Origin of the sequence: Carboxydothermus pertinax (assembly GCF_001950255.1) — a bacterium.
GTDB lineage: Bacteria > Bacillota > Z-2901 > Carboxydothermales > Carboxydothermaceae > Carboxydothermus > Carboxydothermus pertinax.
In genome coordinates this window covers 16293-32355 of record NZ_BDJK01000018.1, presented here as the reverse complement: position 1 = coordinate 32355, position 16063 = coordinate 16293, and the positions used below count along the sequence as shown (strand labels likewise).

Sequence of the window (16063 nt, the reverse complement as noted above, 5' to 3'; positions counted from 1 at the left end):
CGATGTTTACGTACATACTAAAGCCTCCGGGGAATTTCCGGAGGCTTTAATATCTAGTGTAGCCTATAGGGGAATTTGGCAATTAAACCATGCAACAAACTCAAGGATTTTAATAATTAAGGTTGAACTATTTTAAGATTGTGAAGTTTTACATCGTGATTTAGTAATTTTAAAAGGGCGTAATCAAGCTTTTCTCCATGTTCCTTTAGCGTGATTTTAATTTCCGCAATTTCCTCTTTGATTTGCTGGTTGGAAATTTTAAGTTCGTTAACGTCATTTTTAAGTTCGTTAACATCACTTCGTAATTCTTCGACAGCAGCATTAGTATTTCCTACAATCCGGATTAATTCGGTAATCATTCTTGCCATATGGTCTAATTGTGTTTCAAGCTTATTAAATCTTTCTTCGGACATAAAATCACCTGCTCTATATTAGAATTCTTACAAAAAAATAATACCATATTTTAAAAAAATTAAAAACAAAAAATTTTTACTGCGAAGTTATGGTTCGTTAAAAAATTAAGCCTCCGGGCGAACCCTGGAGGCCTTGATTTTCCTGGAGCCGATGGTGGGATTCGAACCCACGACCTACGCATTACGAGTGCGTTGCTCTGCCCCTGAGCTACATCGGCAACAACATTGCATTAATATTTTAGCGGGAAATAAGGTGGTAGTCAACTAACAAAAAAATTTTTGTGAATTTAGTAAGAAAAATTCTAATAAAATATTTAAACAAAAACTTGTACTACTTACTACAAACGAAAAAATATGAAATAATGAATCAGATTCAGAAGGAAAAACAAAAAATAAATCGAATTTATTAGAAAAATCATAAATTAATCAGGGGGATGGGGATGGAAATAAAAAATTTAACTTTAAAAAAATATCTTTTGCGCACTGTTCTTTATGCTGTGCCTGGGGCCGGTTTGGTGGGTTATTTATCAGGCCTTTTTGCCATTAATATTTATATTGCAATATTAATTGGGGCGGCTGGCGGGGCAATCATTGGACTTGTGATCAGTTACAGCAATTTTAAAAGAATTATTCAACCCTTAAAAGAGATGTTAACGGAGATAGAAATTTTGGCCGAAAAAAATAAAGGCCTGGGGATTACTGACTTAAATACTATAGACGATTTAAAAACATCATTTATTAAAATTTTAAAGGGACTTACGCTGGAACTTCAAGAAATCACCAAAACGATTAATAATACTGTATTAAGTTTGGTAGATACCACTTCCGAAACTTCTGCTGGGATTGAAGAGGTAGCAGCTTCGACCCAGGAAATAAATTCAAGCCTGGAAGAAATAAATGAAACAATCCGAAATATTGCGCGGCTGGCCGAGGAGCTGGGAGATAAACTTACTAAAGGTCGAGAAAGTTTAGGCCTTTTTAGCTCCGAGAACGCCAAAATCCAAAATAGTCTTACGGTAGCGGCCACCTCGATCAATGAACTTTTTACCCACACTCAGGAAATTAATGTGGCTTTAGAACTTATTACCGAAATTGCGGCCCAAACCAACCTTTTAGCCTTAAATGCAGCTATTGAAGCAGCGCGGGCCGGAGAAGCAGGAAAGAGCTTTGCGGTGGTAGCCGAGGAAGTTCGCAAACTGGCTGGGAAATCAAAAGAGGCGGCCGAAGAAATCAAAGGAGTTATTGATCTTATTTTTAAAAATATGCGTGAAGCTCAGGAAAAGATGCAGGAAACTTTTACCATAGCCACCGAAAGTACAGAAAAAACTTCCTTTTTACAAACGGAACTGCAAGGGGTTATGGGCCTATTACCCGAGTTGTTACGACAAAACCAATCTTTGCCCGCTTATATGCAAAATATTACTGAAGCGGTAAATAATGTAGCCGCGGCGACCAATGAACAGTCGGCGGCCATGAATAGTGTCCAGAAAATGGCTGAGGAAACCCAGGGGTTAATTACCAAGCTTGAACAGTTAAAAAATAAATTTACCTTATAAGCTGCCGTAGGGCAGCTTTTTAAAATGCCATTCAGCGAGCAAATAATACCATTTACCTGCATATATTGCCATTAGGTCTTGAACGATTGTATTGAACATTATTCAGGGCTAAATTTAATTAAAGTACCCTTTTTAGGAGGGATTTATTGATGGATTATCCGTGGGCCAAACATTATCCTCCTAATGTTTCGTTAAATCTTATTTACCCTGAAAAAAGTTTATATGAATTATTTCGCGAGAAAGCTTGGAACAATGAAAATCCTGCACTTATCTTTTTTAATACCCGCATATCTTACCAAAAATTATTGGAATATACTGAAAATTTAGCTACAAATTTAAAAAAACTTAATTTAGCACCGGGTGACCGGGTAGGAATAATGCTGCCCAACTCTCCCCAGTATGTAATTGTTTACTTTGCCTTAATGGCAGCCGGAATTGTCGCTGTCCCCTTAAACCCCCTTCTTTCGGAACGAGAACTTCGGTTTATAGCCGACGATGCCGGAGTTAAAGCCATTTTTGCTCTAACCCTTTTTACGGATAAACTAAAAAGCTTTACCGGGGTAAAAAAGATTTATACTTCTATAGCGGATTTTCTCTCTTTTCCCCTAAATTTACTTTATAAATTAAAAGAAAAAGAGCCAGCAATTTCCTACGATTTAAAGGAGATATTTGCCTTTTTACCGTTTCTTAAAAGAACCGGAGAGTTTACCTACCAAAAAACCCGGGATCTAAAAAATGACCCGGCAGTTATAATCTATACCTCGGGGACTACCGGTAAACCCAAAGGAGTAATGCTTTCCGAATACGCTTTAGTTGTAAATGCCTGGCATGTAAAAGCCTGGGGAGATTTAACTTCCAGGGACATCATGCTTACCATACTACCAATTTTCCATGGCTTTGGGATGAGCGTTGGGATGAACGCTCCCCTTTTATCGGGCTCAACGGTAGTATTAATGCCGCGCTTTTCGGTGGAAGAGTTTTTTAAAGGGGTGGCTAAACACCGGCCAACGTTGTTTGCCGGCGTGCCCACCATGTTTGTAGCGATGTTAAATCATAAAGATTTAACCAAATACGATTTATCTTCCTTTAGAGGCTGTTTTGTAGGCGCAACGGCCATGCCGCCAGAGGTCAAAGAGCAGTTTGAAAAGCTAACTGGGGCGCAAATTTTAGAAGGGTATGGCCTTACCGAAGCAGTAACCGCCAAGTGTTGTAATCCTTACCGCGGGGTAAATAAAACTGGCAGCATCGGGATTCCTTTTCCCGATACTGTAATGGAGATTGTTGATGCGTTTACCGGGGAACCTTTACCGCCCGGAGAAATTGGGGAAATCCGGCTAAAAAGTCCGGACTTAATGCTAGGTTACTATCAAAATGACGAGGCTACCCGGGAAGTCTTAAAAGACGGCTGGCTTTATACCGGCGACATTGGCAAGATGGACGAAGATGGATACTTCTATATCGTGGACCGAAAGAAAGATTTAATAATAACCGGTGGCTTTAATGTTTACCCCCGGGAAGTAGAGGATGTGCTTTATTCTCATCCCGAGGTAAAAGAAGCCTGTGTTTTGGGGGTACCGGATCCTTACTATGGAGAGATTGTTAAAGCTTATGTTGTTTTAAAAGAGGGAGCAAAAACTTCGGTTGAAGATTTAAAAGCCTTTTGCCGGGAAAATTTAACTCATTATAAAGTACCCAAAGTTATTGAGTTAAAAAAAGACCTTCCCAAGAGCGCCATAGGTAAAATACTGCGGCGGGCGCTAAAAGAAATGGAGAGTGAGGCAAAACAATGAAATTAGCGTATTTTTGCAGTTACTGGCCGGTAGAAATCTCCGAAGGGGCAGGTTTTCCTACCGTCCGCTACTTTCCTCGGGATGAAGCAAAAGTGCCGGTAAGGCTTCCGTCTTACTGCTGTTCTTATGCCAAGGGAAGTCTTGCGGAAATGGAGGAAGAAGCTTTAGACATGCTGTTTGGTTTTGCCCATAGTTGTGACACCATGCAGTGTATGTACGGTATTGCTAAAAGTCTTTTAGGAAACGATAAAGTATTTTTACTGGTACCGCCGGTAGATTTAACTACGCCGGAAGCCCGGGAATACTACACCCAGGCGCTTACCAATCTCTGGCAGGAGCTTGCCGGCAAAAAAGATTTAGACGATTTAGCAGAACTAAAAGCTACCTGGGAAAAATACCAGGCTCTCAGGGCAAAGGTTAAAGCTTTAGAAAATCTTGCCCCTTATGTATCTTCCTGGGAAATTTTTGACCTCTTAAAGAAAATCCAAACAATGCCGGTGGATGAAGCTTTAGCATATTTGGAGTCTTTTAAGGATTTTAGCGAAAATCAAGATTCAAAGCAAATAGGGCTTATTTTAACCGGAGCGGTTATTACCCAAAATAATCTTTATAAGCTCCTGGAGGAGCAGGGTTTTCGGGTATTTTATGACGATACCTGCACCGGTTTTCGCCACTTTGCCGGCGAGGTTGTTGACGATGATAATATCTTTGCCCAAATTGCTTCTTATTATATCTCTAAACCTCCCTGCCCCTGCCGGCATAAGGGGATGTGGGAGAGGGCCCAGCATTTAAAAACTCTTTATGAAAGTAAAAAAGCCAGGGCGATTTTATTAGTGCAAAACAAGTTTTGTGACCCCTTTGCCTGGGATGTGCCTTATCTTCTGGATTACTTTAAAAAGGAAGGAATACCGGCGTTGGTTTTGGAGGTGGATGGTGGAGTAGTCGGAGAACAAAATAAAACCCGGTTGCAGGCGTTTCGGGAAAGGATTGGGGGGATTTAGTTGGCTAAAGTTTTTAAACCGCTAAAAGCGAACGAAAAAATGAATAAAATTTTAAGAAATCACTATTTAAAAACCAAGCTCGTCCCCAAAATGGGGCGGGTTTTTGGCTATAAAACCGCCTGGGTTACCAGCGGTGCGCCGGTAGAAATCTTAAGGGCGTTTGGACTTGAGCCGGTGTATCCCGAAAACTATGGAGCAATCTGCGGGGCGCGTCGGGTATCGACTCATCTTTGTCAGGTAGCCGAGAACCGCGGTTATTCTATTGATTTATGCTCCTATGCCAAAAGTAACCTCGGTAGTATCTGGAACCCCCAGGATATCCCGTTTAATGGTTTACCCCGACCGGATTTATTAGTAGTCTGCAACAACATTTGCGGCACGGTTTTAAAGTGGTATGAAACTTTAAGCCGGGAGTTTAATATACCTCTTTTTATTATTGATACCCCTTTTATTAGCGGGGAGCCGAAGACGTGGCAAATTGAGTATGTAGCAAAGCAGCTTGAAAAGCTGGTAGAAAGCCTAGAAAGATTACTCAGGAAAAAATTAGACCTAAACCGCTTAGAAAAAATTGTTAAGCTTTCCAATGAGACCGTGGATTTATGGAAAGGGATTAGAGATTTTGCTAAACATAAGCCATCGCCGGTAAATGTTACTGATTTATTTATTAATTTAGGCCCTCTGGTAGTGGTGAGAGGTACAGAAGTAGCCCGGGATTTTTACGAAGAGATGTACCGTGAGGTGGAGGCAAGATACAAAGCGGGAATTCCGGCGGTGGAGGGGGAAAAGTACCGTTTGGTCTGGGACAATATTCCCATCTGGTATGGCCTTTACCGCTTTTACGGCTATTTTGCCCAAAGGGGAGCGGTATTTGTTACCGACTCTTATACTGGAGGCTGGGCCAATAACATTAAAGGTGGACCCCTCTTTTATGCTATTGCTGAGTCTTATACCGGAGTTTTTTTAAACCGGGATTTAGAGTTTCGCAAAAATCAGCTAAGGTCCTTTATTGAAGAATTTAATGCGGACGGTTTTGTGATGCATTCCAACCGTTCCTGCAAAGCGTACTCTTTTGTGCAGGAGGAAATTCGCCGGCAGCTCATGCGCACTCTTGGAGTACCTGGTTTAATTGTCGATGCCGATATGACCGATTCCCGACTGTATGCGGAAGAAACGGTACTAAACCGGGTGCAGGCGTTTTTGGAGAATTTAGAGAGTTAAGAAGGAGGTTTTCCCTTTGTATTTGGGAGTGGATATTGGGTCACTTACAACTAAAGTAGTTTTAATTGCTGAAGATAAGAAAGTTATAGACTTTAAATACCAGCGTACCGGACCTTCGGGCAAAGATTCTGCTTTAAAGCTTATCAAGGAAATACTGGCCAGGGTAGGAGTTGCGGAAGAGAAGGTTAAAGGTACGGTGGCTACCGGTTACGGTCGGGTTTTATTTTCCGGCCGGGAGTATTCGGAGATTACCTGTCAGGCCAGGGGAGTGGCGCATCTTTTTCCCGGGGTCAGAACTATTATTGATATCGGCGGGCAGGACAGCAAGGTTATAGCGGTTGGGAAAAACGGTAAAGTCTTAGATTTTGCGATGAACGATAAATGTGCGGCGGGAACGGGCCGTTTTTTAGAAGTAATGAGCCAGGCTCTTGAAGTAAGTCTGGAAGAGATTGGACAACTTGCCGAGAAAAGTAGTGAAGCGGCCAGGATTTCTTCCGTTTGCACCGTTTTTGCCGAATCCGAAGTGGTTTCAAAATTATCCCAGGGGCAAAGCCGGGAAACGGTAGCCCGGGGGATTTGTGAGGCGGTCGCGTCCCGGACGGCGGTTTTGGCTCAGAAAGTAGGGGTGGTAGAGCCGATAGTGTTTACCGGCGGGGTTGCTAAAAATACTGGAGTGGTGAAGGCATTAGAACGAAAACTTGGGATTTCGTTGGTGGTGCCTGAGGATTCGACAATTACCGCGGCCCTGGGTGCTGCGCTTTTAGCTTTGGAAAATTCTTAAAAAAGGGAGGCTTTAAAGTGCACGAACATTTATATTCTGAAGTGCAAAGAAAGTTACGGGAGGAAGTCAGGGAGTTTGTGAAGTGGGTACCGCGAGATTTACTGGTAGCCATGGATGAAGACCGGGTGCAATATCCCCGGGAGTTTTTGGTGGAAGCGGGGAAAAGAAATCTTTTGGGCCTGCGTTTTCCCAAGAAGTATGGCGGTCGGGGGCTGGGCTGGCAGGAAGAATATATCGCCCTGGAGGAAATAGGGGTACTGGGAACTTCCCTTGCCTGTCTGTATTCATTGGTCAGTATTGTGGGTGAAGCAATTAACACCTTTGGTACCGAAGAGCAAAAGGAAAAATATTTAAAGCCTACCCTTGCCGGAAAAATGTTTACTGCTGAAGCTTTGACCGAGCCCCGGGGTGGTTCGGACTTTTTTGGAGCTACTACTTACGCTAAAAAAGAAGGGGACTACTATATTTTAAACGGGCAAAAGCGTTTTGTGGTGGGAGCGGAAGGTGCCGATTACTTTTTTGTTTATGCCAAAACCGACCCGGATGCACCGCCTCATAAATCATTAAGTGCTTTTATCGTGGAGAGGGGCCCCGGGGTAGAAGTGGGTTATGTTTACGGACTCCTGGGTACCCGGGGAGGAGGAGCTGGACGCATTGTTTTTAATAATGTACGGGTGCTCAGGGAAAATTTAGTGGGAAAAGAAAACGGTGCGGCGGAAATCTTTTACCAGATGATGGTGCCCGAAAGGATGACCAGCGCGATTGGGGCGATTGGTCTTGCCGCTGGAGCTCTGGATATCGCTGCTCGCTATTCTACCCGGAGGAAGGCTTTTGGCCGGAAAATTCGGGAATTTCAGGGGGTTAGCTTTAAAATTGCCGAAAGCTTGACCGAGCTTGATGCTGCCCGGGCCTTAACCAATATGACCGCCCGCCTGATAGACCAGGGAGTTGAACCTTCGGAACAGCGGCGGTTGGTGTCCGAAGCCAAGAAGTTTGCCACCGAAATGGCCTGGCGGGTGACCAATAACGCCATGCAGGTTATGGGTGGTATTGGTTATACCAATATTTATCCCATTGAAAAAATGGTGCGGGACAGCCGGATCTTAATGATCTGGACTGGCACCAGTGAAATTATGAACTTGATTATTCAACACGAGTATTATAAAAAGCTGCAGGAAGAAAGCATGGCCGGCAGAAACCTTGAAAAAGACGCCAGGGAAGCGGACCGGAAAGAGGAGAAAGTATACGAATAAAAGGAGGGAGTTTTGTGGAGAATTTAGTTTCTTTATTAAAGAGAAACGCGGCAAAATATCCCCAGGACCTGGGAGTTTACTGGCCTAAAGGGGATTTGTACTTTACCTGGCCTGGCAGGAGATTGAGCAAAGAAGTGATAAATTAGCTGCATATTTTATAGAAAAGGATTTTCAACCCGGGGAAAAGTTGGTCTTTATTTAAACAATACTCCGGACTTCGTTATAGGCCATCTTAAAAGCCGGGGGTGTAGTATTGCGGAAATTCTCTACACTTCCGGTACTACTGGCAAACCAAAGGGAGTTTTACTTTCCCACCGGACGGTTTATTTTGCGGGAATGATGTATATGTACGAAATGAACATTTACTACCGCGATAAAGTATTGATCTTAATGCCCCTCATCCATTCTGCCCCTTCGCACCGGAGTGGGGAGAAACGGTGTGTGTGACAGTTGTTTTAAAACCGGAAGCCACTTTAACGGAAGAAAAAATCATCGAATACGCGGCAAAACGATTGGCCAAATACAAACAGCCAAAAGTGATTTTCTTTGCTGATACTATTCCGAGAAATCCCAGTGGAAAAATATTAAAGAAAGTTTTAAAAGAAAATTATAAATTATGGCCCCGAGCGGGGCTTTTTTATTATTAATTATGTTTTGGATGAAAATTTATGGTATATTATAAATATAATCAAAATTACAGGAGGTGCCGGATATGGGTATGAAAATTAGCGACGCAGTTACATATGTCGGGAAAATTGACTGGGAGCTTCGGCGGTTTCACGGAGAGGAGCTTTCCACCCACCGGGGGTCAAGTTACAATTCTTATTTAATCCGGGATGAAAAGGTAGCACTAATTGATACTGCTTGGATAAAATTTGACAAAGAGTATGTAAAAAAACTTTCCGAGGAAATTGATTTACATAAAATTGATTATGTTATAGCTCTTCATGGGGAAATTGACCACAGCGGGGCGCTGCCGGAATTAATGCGCCTTATTCCCGATAAACCTATTGTATGCTCGGCCAACGCGGTAAAATCGTTAAAAGGTCAATATCATCAGGATTGGAACTTCCAGGTGGTTAAAACCGGGGACACCTTGGATCTTGGCAGTAAAAAGCTTATTTTTATTGAAGCACCGATGCTCCACTGGCCCGATAGCATGATGGCGTATTTGACCGGGGAAGAGATTTTATTCTCCAACGATGCTTTTGGTCAACATTATGCTTCGGAAAGGCTGTTTAATGATTTAGTGGACCAGCATGAACTTTTTGAGGAAGCCTTAAAATATTATGCTAACATCTTGACCCCCTTTAGTGCCCGGGTGGTAAAGAAGATTGAAGAAGTTCTTGCCTTAAATCTTCCGGTGAAAATGATTGCGCCCAGCCACGGGATTATCTGGCGGGATAATCCTTTGCAGATAGTTAATAAATATTTAGAATGGGCGAAGGATTATCAAGAAAACCAAATCACCATCATTTACGATACCATGTGGGACGGTACCCGCCGGATGGCGGAAGAAATAGCTCGGGGGATTAAAGCCGCTGCCCCGGAAGTTACCGTTAAACTTTATAACTGTGCCCGGTCGGACAATAATGATATTGTAGTAGAGGTGTTTAGGTCTAAAGCTATATTAGCCGGCTCACCCACCGTAAACAGGAATATATTATATAACTTAGCAGGACAGCTTGATTTAATCAAGAGCTTACAGTTTAAAGGCAAAAAAGCGGCGGCGTTTGGTGCTTACGGCTGGAGCGGTGAAGGGGTTAAAATCATTACCGAAATATTAAAAGAAGCGGGATTTGAAGTAGTAATGGATGGGATCAGAGAACTCTGGAATCCCGATACTGACGCTCTAAAACGGTGTTTTGAATTTGGCAAGAACTTTGCCGAAGCGGTGAAATAAAGTATAAATAATAAGGTAATGTTATAGTGGCAGCTTCTGCTGCCTTTATTTTTTTGGTATGGCGGACTAAGTAAACTAAATAAATAAAATGTAGGGCGCATTCCTCTCAAACCGTAGGGCTGACTCCTGTTGGCTTATAAAATTGCTCTTATAAAAATATGGCCGGCAAAAGCCGGCCATACTTTTATTGCTTTTCCTGATTTATGTTTTTTGCGGCTAAAGTTTGAGTTACTGGATCATCAACGGTAACAGCTTCAACGGGCATTGCATTACGTTTTTTCTTTTCATTATTATTATTGTTATTTTTTTCTGTTTTTTTAGGCATTGTTATCCTCCTTTTCCTCTTTCACTCCAGTTTCGTTTTTATCAACCCAGCTTCTTGCAAAGAAACGATTTTTTTGGTGTAAATTTATTTCTGCCGGTTTATGACTGCTTTCCACCATAACACCTCCTGTTTTAATTTTTGCAGGGGAAAGAAATTTATACATTTTAAAAAAATATATAGTTGCCATTACCGAGAAGGTTTACTATAATACTTTATGTAGCGAAGTAAAAGTGACGAAATACACAAGGAGGCGCTGACAATGGCTGTGGAAAAACTTCAAAATAACGTGGAAAAAGTAGCACAAAAAGCGGTTTACAATTTTGTGGAAGATAGTTACAATTGTGCTGAAGGGATAGTTGCTGCTTTTTCGGAGGAAATGGGTTTGGCTGCGAAAACCTATACAGCTTTAGCCATGCCCTTTGGCGGAGGTATCGGGAGCCTTGGTCATATGTGCGGAGCTATTTCCGGAGGTTTAATGATGCTTGGCTTAAAAGGTGCGCAAAAGGGCTTAAAAAAGCCGGAAATTCGGGAACTGGCCCAGAAGCTTTACAAGGGCTTTGAGGAAAAATTTGGTGCTGTTAACTGCCACACCTTAACTCGGCATGATTGTAACGATGCCAGTTCTGCTCCTTATGATATAAAAAACTGCGCACCTTATATTCAATATGTGGTTTATAAAGTAAATGAACTCCTGGGGGATTAAGATGAAGTATAAAGTTCATATCGATGGAGGTTCCCGGGGAAACCCGGGGCCTGCCGCTTCTGCTATGGTTATCTATGATGAAAAGGGCGAGGTTCTTTACGAAAAAAGTAAATATCTTGGTTTTACTACCAACAATGTTGCGGAGTGGGAAGCTCTTAAAGGGGCATTAATGGCACTGACCTTTTTGGCCCAAAGGCACGGAAAGGTAGAAGCCGAGATTTATGCTGATAGTGAGCTTATGGTAAAACAGTTTAACGGCTTATATAAAGTAAGGGATGAAAAATTGAAAGAAATTTATGCTGAAGTTAGAAAGCTAGCTTCCAATCCTGCGCTACAAGTGACTCTAACCCATGTCTACCGGAAAGACAATAAAGCCGCAGACCGTCTTGTTAACCTTGAACTTGATAAACAGAAAAATCTAAACATTGACAGCGAAAATAAAGAATAGTATAATTAAACAAAAAATTTAGACAAAATGGAGGGGAGCGGCAAATGGAGTATGGAGAAATGAGTTTAGAGCAGCTCCAGGAAGAACTTCAAAAACTTAAAGAAACCCTTGAAGAGGTAGAGGAAGAAAAGTTTTTTGTTTTGGGGCAGAGCGGATTTCATGTATCCGGCGGTAAAGTAAAGCAGTATGAGCAGGAAATTTTAGAATTGCAATCCAAAATTAAAGAAGTAGAAAGGTTAATCAAAGAAAAAAGCAATTAATTAAAATTTTAACCCTGTCTATTAAGACAGGGTTTATTAATGCTAAACAAATATTTCGAAAATAGTATTGACGGCGAATATAGATAAAGTTAAAATTAATATGACGATTATAAAAAGGGGGTATTTCGATGGAAGATCGGGTAATGCCTATTGAAGAAGAAAAAGTAGCAGAAGAATTAAAACCTATTTATGAAAATTTTAAAAAGAATTTTGGTGAAGTTCCTTTGCCAATAAAGGTAATGGCAAATAATCCGGCCTACCTAAAACTATTTGTGGAAAAACATAAGGTTCTTTGGGAGGAAAATTCCCTTGATCCAAAAACAAAAGTTTTGATTGCATTAGTGATTTCTACATTAAACAACTGCGAATTTTGTATTAGAAACTATACAATGCAAGCGAAAAAAATAGGAATAACTGATAAAGAGATTATTGAAGCGATAAGTTTGATTGATTTAATAGGAAGTATGAATCACTTTAACAACGGAATGAGAATTAAGCCTTAAGCTGTCGAAATGACAGCTTTTTTTTATGTAAAGAATATATCAAAAGTAAATTTATGGTATAATAAGCCAAAAGGAGAGGATTTTGGTGGCAGGGATTAATTGGAATTTCGGTTTGTCCATCCCGGCGGATTTGTAGGCGGGATTATCGGGGTAGTTTGTCTTTTACTTTCCTTTTACAGCCTCTCGGTTTTGCCAACTACTTTAGCGGGAATTTTATTGCTTCTCTTTGGTTTGGCACTAATTATTGCCGAAATTTATTTCCGACTTTTGGAGCGTTAGGGGTGGGAGGGGTGATAAGTATACCCCTTGGTTCGTTATTTCTCTTTGGTACCGATTTACCGGGACTAAGTATAAACTTAATAAACATAATTCCAATGGTATTACTCTTGGCCATTGGAGTGTATTTTTTAATAAAACTTGCCGTCCAGGCGCAAAAAAGAAAACCTACTACCGGTACCGAAGGAATGATTGGCCTAACCGGCAAAGTCACCGCGGATCTTCAGCCGGAGGGATTTGTCATGGTAAGGGGGGAAATCTGGAAAGCAAAATCCGCTGATGGTAAACCAATACTCCGGGGTACACCGGTAACGGTTGTTGGGGTTAGTGGGTTAACCTTAATTGTGGATGAGGGGGAAAGAAAATTAACCTAACTTTTTCAGGAGGGATGTCAATGGACATTTTAGCTTCCTTATTAGGGGCGATGGGGCCACTTTTGGTCCTGGTATTATTTTTCCTTTTTTCGGCGGTGAAGGTTATCCGCGAGTACGAGCGGGCGGTTATTTTTCGCTTGGGTCGCGTGATTGGGGCTAAGGGTCCGGGTCTTATTATCGTTATTCCCGTCATTGATCGGGTGTGGAAAATTGACCTGCGGACTGTGGCGATGGATGTACCTCCTCAGGAAGTAATCACCCGGGACAACGTTCCCATCAAAGTCGATGCCGTGGTTTACTTTCGGGTGATGGATCCGGTAAAAGCGGTGGTAGAAGTGGAAAATTACATTTATGCTACCTCCCAGTTTTCCCAGACTACCCTTAGGTCAGTTCTGGGCCAGGCGGAGCTTGATGATGTTTTAACTAAAAGGGAAGCTATAAACCACGAGCTGCAAAAAATCATCGATGAAGCTACGGACCCCTGGGGGATTAAGGTTACTTCTGTGGAGTTAAAAGCGGTAGAGTTGCCCGAAGGCATGAAGCGGGCCATGGCCAAACAGGCGGAGGCGGAACGGGAAAGAAGGGCCAAAATTATTTCTGCCGAAGGTGAGTTTCAGGCGGCGGAAAAACTTACCGCTGCAGCAGATTTAATCGGTAAAGTTCCAACTGCTCTGCAGCTTCGCTTCTTGCAAACCTTAGTGGAAATTTCCGCCGAGAAAAATTCTACCGTCTTATTCCCCTTCCCTATTGAATTAGTTGAGCCTTTTCTGAAAAAATGACGCAAAATCCGGAAAAATAAGCAGGAAATTTGGCTTAAGATACTTTTAAGCCAGTCCTTTTTAGATGCTAATTTTTTTTCCAGCAGGAGTTTTTTGCACAATAAAATTTAAACGAATGTCCTTAGCAATGAGGTTAGGGTTTTGGGCATAACGGATGGAAATTTCATAAAGCTTTTTTAAGGAAGGTTCATACCAAATTAAAGAGGAAAAATCCATATATGTTGCCTGACCTTTTGGGGTTAACTTTAATGAATCCTTCTCCACTAAATTCCATTGGCGCAGTTCTCCCAGTAATTGCTGAACATAAGGGCTAAAAACTCCCTTACCCCGTTTTATAAAATTAAACCGGTAAAACGGTTCAAAGGGACGACCGTAAAAGTACAAGAGGTAGATTAAATTATGAAGGTCTTTTTCTCTTTTGGGTTTGACGGTAAAAAGTAAAAGTAAGATAAAAAGGTGCTTTAACGAAAGATTCAAGGCAATTTCCCCCTCTTTTTAAAAATTATATCTTTTTTTCTTTAATTACAAAACCAGCTCTTGTTAAAAAGATAAGAAAAACATATAATAAAATATGAACAAATGAACATATGAGGTGAAATAATGAAAGAAAAAGCTCCAGTATGCAAAGTAAGTTTGTTTGATGAGGAGACTGTTCAGATGATTCGTAACAATTTACCCTGCGAAGAAAAGGTTATCGAGCTTTCAGAGCTTTTTAAATCTCTGGGGGATGGGACCAGGCTTAAAATTTTACTGGCCTTAAAAGTAAAGGAATGTTGTGTCTGTGATTTAGCAGCGGCTTTATCGATGAGCCAGTCTGCTATTTCTCACCAACTTCGGGTCTTAAGAAATGTCCGTCTGGTAAAATACCGTCGGGCAGGAAAAATGGTTTATTATAGCTTAGATGACGAACATATCTTAAAAATTTTACAGGAGGGTCAAAAGCATATTGGCCATAAATAAGTGAGGCAAAGTTTATGAGAGGAGAAATTAAACGTGTCGGGACATAATCACGCTCATCATCATACTTCTAATTTGTTTTTTACAACTTTATTAAATTTTATTATAACTGTCGCTGAAATTATTGGAGGAATTTATGCCCATAGTTTATCTTTAATATCCGATGCCCTTCATAATTTTAGTGACGGTTTAGCTTTAATTATTAGCTACTTTGCCTTAAAACTTGCCCAGAAGGGAAGTGATGAAAAGCGTACTTTTGGTTACAAGCGGTCGACTATTTTAGCTGCAGTTATTAATTCTTCAGTATTAATATTCCTTTCGGGATTTCTTTTACGGGAGGCCTATTTTAAATTCATAAATCCGGAGCCGGTTACAGGAAGGATAATGATTATAGTTGCCATGGTGGGCTTAGTAGCTAATACCTTAGGAGCCTTTTTACTGCACCATAGTTCAGAAAAAGACATGAACATTAAATCCGCTTATCTCCATTTATTTAGTGATGCCATGTCCTCGGCGGCAGTAGTTGTTGGGGGCGTAGTTATTTATTATTTTAGTCTTTATTGGATAGATCCCCTGTTAACGGTTATTATCAGTATTTATGTTTTAAAAGAAAGTTTTGAAATATTAAAGAAAGCAACCAATATTTTAATGCAGGGTGTACCGGAAGATATCGATATCCTGGAGATTGTCCAAGAACTTAAAAAAATTGAAGGGATACGGGATGTCCACCATGTTCATCTTTGGGGATTAAATGAAAACCATTTATTTTTTGAAGCTCATGTTAATCTTCAAGAGGATGTCCTTTTAAGTCAAACTAATTCTATTTATCAGCGCATTGAACATATCTTAAGAGAGCGTTTTGGTATCAATCACCTGACAATTCAATTTGAATATAACTGCTGTCCCGAAACCGATATCATTAAAAAGGAATAATTAGTTGTTTTCCCAGTATTTCAACAGATTATAAGGGTTTATGGCCTGCATTCCAGGAGCATAAAGGCCATAATGCAGGTGATCGGGGGTAAAATCGGCGTTACCGGTATGTCCCACATAACCGATAACCTCACCTTTTTTTATTTTCCGCCCGGGTTTAATTTCCGGGCGGATTCCTTTTAAATGGGCATAGTAGTGGTAAAGGCCGCTTTGATCTTTTATTAATACCCGGTTACCCCCAAGAGGAAGCCATCCGGTTTTTTCAACGGTACCGGAAAGAGTAGCGCGGACTTCAGTCCCTTCTGGAGCAAAGATATCTATCCCGAGGTGAATCCTGCCTCCTTCCCGAGGGGCCTGCCAGTTGGCGGAAATTAAATATTCCTTTCCTGCCACCGGAAATACTCCGTCGGCAAGCTTTTGCAGGGTAGCTTTATTAAGTTTTTCCCAGGGAGTGTCCATAATTTGTTTTAATTCAAGGTATTGTTCGTAGTTTTTATAGGAAACAACAATTTTAAGTAAGACGATACTAAGTAAAACTACCCCAAGGGCAATGGTAATTTTTTTTAAGTATTCCATGTATCACCCTCCTT

The 16063-nt window shown here is 41.1% G+C and carries 24 protein-coding genes and 1 tRNA gene; 19 read left to right on the top strand and 6 right to left on the bottom strand.

What is annotated here, in order from left to right; all coding sequences use genetic code 11:
* Window positions 1-116 precede the first annotated feature (116 nt).
* Window positions 117-413, bottom strand: coding sequence for a hypothetical protein (locus cpu_RS06300; RefSeq protein WP_075859189.1), 297 nt, complete (start codon window positions 411-413; stop codon window positions 117-119).
* A gap of 143 nt (window positions 414-556) precedes the next feature.
* Window positions 557-631 (bottom strand) — tRNA-Thr (locus tag cpu_RS06295).
* Window positions 632-853: 222 nt separating this feature from the next.
* On the opposite strand from cpu_RS06295, the gene cpu_RS06290 reads away from it, so the two are divergent.
* From cpu_RS06290 to cpu_RS06250, 10 genes are all read left to right on the top strand, one after another.
* Window positions 854-1969 (top strand): methyl-accepting chemotaxis protein, encoded by a 1116-nt coding sequence (locus cpu_RS06290; RefSeq protein WP_075859188.1) that lies wholly within the window; start codon window positions 854-856, stop codon window positions 1967-1969.
* Between the two features lie 149 nt (window positions 1970-2118).
* A complete protein-coding gene (locus cpu_RS06285; protein WP_075859187.1) occupies window positions 2119-3759 on the top strand; it encodes a long-chain-fatty-acid--CoA ligase in 1641 nt (546 codons plus the stop codon).
* Window positions 3756-4760, top strand: coding sequence for a 2-hydroxyacyl-CoA dehydratase subunit D (locus tag cpu_RS06280; protein ID WP_075859186.1), 1005 nt, complete (start codon window positions 3756-3758; stop codon window positions 4758-4760). The genes cpu_RS06285 and cpu_RS06280 overlap by 4 nt, the downstream gene beginning before the upstream one ends.
* Window positions 4761-5978, top strand: coding sequence for a 2-hydroxyacyl-CoA dehydratase subunit D (locus cpu_RS06275; RefSeq protein ID WP_200800654.1), 1218 nt, complete (start codon window positions 4761-4763; stop codon window positions 5976-5978). It abuts the gene before it with no gap.
* Between the two features lie 16 nt (window positions 5979-5994).
* The gene (locus cpu_RS06270; protein ID WP_075859185.1) at window positions 5995-6759 is read left to right on the top strand and encodes an acyl-CoA dehydratase activase; all 765 of its coding nucleotides are present in this window, start codon (window positions 5995-5997) and stop codon (window positions 6757-6759) included.
* A gap of 17 nt (window positions 6760-6776) precedes the next feature.
* Entirely contained in the window at window positions 6777-8012 is a 1236-nt protein-coding gene (locus tag cpu_RS06265; protein WP_075859184.1) for an acyl-CoA dehydrogenase family protein, read from the top strand.
* Between the two features lie 14 nt (window positions 8013-8026).
* On the top strand, window positions 8027-8158 hold the full coding sequence (locus cpu_RS14130) for a hypothetical protein (protein ID WP_268761779.1): 132 nt from the start codon (window positions 8027-8029) through the stop codon (window positions 8156-8158).
* Window positions 8154-8459 carry an AMP-binding protein gene (locus tag cpu_RS14230; protein WP_077177206.1) on the top strand — a complete coding sequence of 102 codons (306 nt, stop codon included), beginning with the start codon at window positions 8154-8156 and terminating at the stop codon, window positions 8457-8459. Before cpu_RS14130 ends, cpu_RS14230 begins: the two co-directional genes overlap by 5 nt.
* Window positions 8393-8659, top strand: coding sequence for an AMP-binding enzyme (locus cpu_RS06255; RefSeq protein ID WP_077177205.1), 267 nt, complete (start codon window positions 8393-8395; stop codon window positions 8657-8659). The genes cpu_RS14230 and cpu_RS06255 overlap by 67 nt, the downstream gene beginning before the upstream one ends.
* A gap of 65 nt (window positions 8660-8724) precedes the next feature.
* Window positions 8725-9915, top strand: a complete 1191-nt coding sequence (locus tag cpu_RS06250) for an anaerobic nitric oxide reductase flavorubredoxin (RefSeq protein WP_075859182.1) — start codon at window positions 8725-8727, stop codon at window positions 9913-9915.
* Window positions 9916-10099: 184 nt separating this feature from the next.
* On the opposite strand, the gene cpu_RS13635 is transcribed toward cpu_RS06250, so the two are convergent.
* Together cpu_RS13635 and cpu_RS14125 are read right to left on the bottom strand one after the other, a co-directional pair.
* The gene (locus tag cpu_RS13635; RefSeq protein WP_159433979.1) at window positions 10100-10240 is read right to left on the bottom strand and encodes a hypothetical protein; all 141 of its coding nucleotides are present in this window, start codon (window positions 10238-10240) and stop codon (window positions 10100-10102) included.
* Window positions 10233-10355, bottom strand: coding sequence for a hypothetical protein (locus tag cpu_RS14125; RefSeq protein ID WP_268761778.1), 123 nt, complete (start codon window positions 10353-10355; stop codon window positions 10233-10235). The genes cpu_RS13635 and cpu_RS14125 overlap by 8 nt, the downstream gene beginning before the upstream one ends.
* Before the next feature lie 144 nt (window positions 10356-10499).
* Between cpu_RS14125 and cpu_RS06245 the strand changes: the two genes are divergently transcribed.
* The 7 genes from cpu_RS06245 (at window position 10500) to cpu_RS06215 (ending at window position 13583) form a co-directional block, all read left to right on the top strand.
* A complete protein-coding gene (locus cpu_RS06245) occupies window positions 10500-10943 on the top strand; it encodes a C-GCAxxG-C-C family protein (protein WP_011343778.1) in 444 nt (147 codons plus the stop codon).
* A gap of 1 nt (window position 10944) precedes the next feature.
* Window positions 10945-11391 carry a ribonuclease HI family protein gene (locus cpu_RS06240; protein ID WP_075859181.1) on the top strand — a complete coding sequence of 149 codons (447 nt, stop codon included), beginning with the start codon at window positions 10945-10947 and terminating at the stop codon, window positions 11389-11391.
* A 44-nt stretch (window positions 11392-11435) separates the two neighbouring features.
* The gene (locus cpu_RS06235; protein ID WP_075859180.1) at window positions 11436-11651 is read left to right on the top strand and encodes a hypothetical protein; all 216 of its coding nucleotides are present in this window, start codon (window positions 11436-11438) and stop codon (window positions 11649-11651) included.
* 128 nt (window positions 11652-11779) lie between these two features.
* Window positions 11780-12154, top strand: coding sequence for a carboxymuconolactone decarboxylase family protein (locus cpu_RS06230; protein ID WP_075859179.1), 375 nt, complete (start codon window positions 11780-11782; stop codon window positions 12152-12154).
* A 99-nt stretch (window positions 12155-12253) separates the two neighbouring features.
* The gene (locus cpu_RS13630; protein ID WP_075859178.1) at window positions 12254-12433 is read left to right on the top strand and encodes a hypothetical protein; all 180 of its coding nucleotides are present in this window, start codon (window positions 12254-12256) and stop codon (window positions 12431-12433) included.
* A 2-nt stretch (window positions 12434-12435) separates the two neighbouring features.
* Complete coding sequence (locus cpu_RS06220; protein ID WP_075859177.1) at window positions 12436-12804, top strand: NfeD family protein; 369 nt, start codon at window positions 12436-12438, stop codon at window positions 12802-12804.
* A gap of 20 nt (window positions 12805-12824) precedes the next feature.
* Window positions 12825-13583, top strand: coding sequence for a slipin family protein (locus tag cpu_RS06215; RefSeq protein ID WP_077177203.1), 759 nt, complete (start codon window positions 12825-12827; stop codon window positions 13581-13583).
* Between the two features lie 60 nt (window positions 13584-13643).
* Here the strand turns inward: cpu_RS06215 and cpu_RS06210 are convergent, their stop codons facing one another.
* The gene (locus cpu_RS06210) at window positions 13644-14060 is read right to left on the bottom strand and encodes a hypothetical protein (protein WP_075859175.1); all 417 of its coding nucleotides are present in this window, start codon (window positions 14058-14060) and stop codon (window positions 13644-13646) included.
* 123 nt (window positions 14061-14183) lie between these two features.
* Between cpu_RS06210 and cpu_RS06205 the strand changes: the two genes are divergently transcribed.
* Complete coding sequence (locus tag cpu_RS06205) at window positions 14184-14543, top strand: ArsR/SmtB family transcription factor (RefSeq protein ID WP_075859174.1); 360 nt, start codon at window positions 14184-14186, stop codon at window positions 14541-14543.
* Between the two features lie 33 nt (window positions 14544-14576).
* A complete protein-coding gene (locus cpu_RS06200; protein ID WP_075859173.1) occupies window positions 14577-15473 on the top strand; it encodes a cation diffusion facilitator family transporter in 897 nt (298 codons plus the stop codon).
* On the opposite strand, the gene cpu_RS06195 is transcribed toward cpu_RS06200, so the two are convergent.
* Entirely contained in the window at window positions 15474-16049 is a 576-nt protein-coding gene (locus cpu_RS06195) for a M23 family metallopeptidase (RefSeq protein WP_075859172.1), read from the bottom strand.
* Window positions 16050-16063 lie beyond the last annotated feature (14 nt).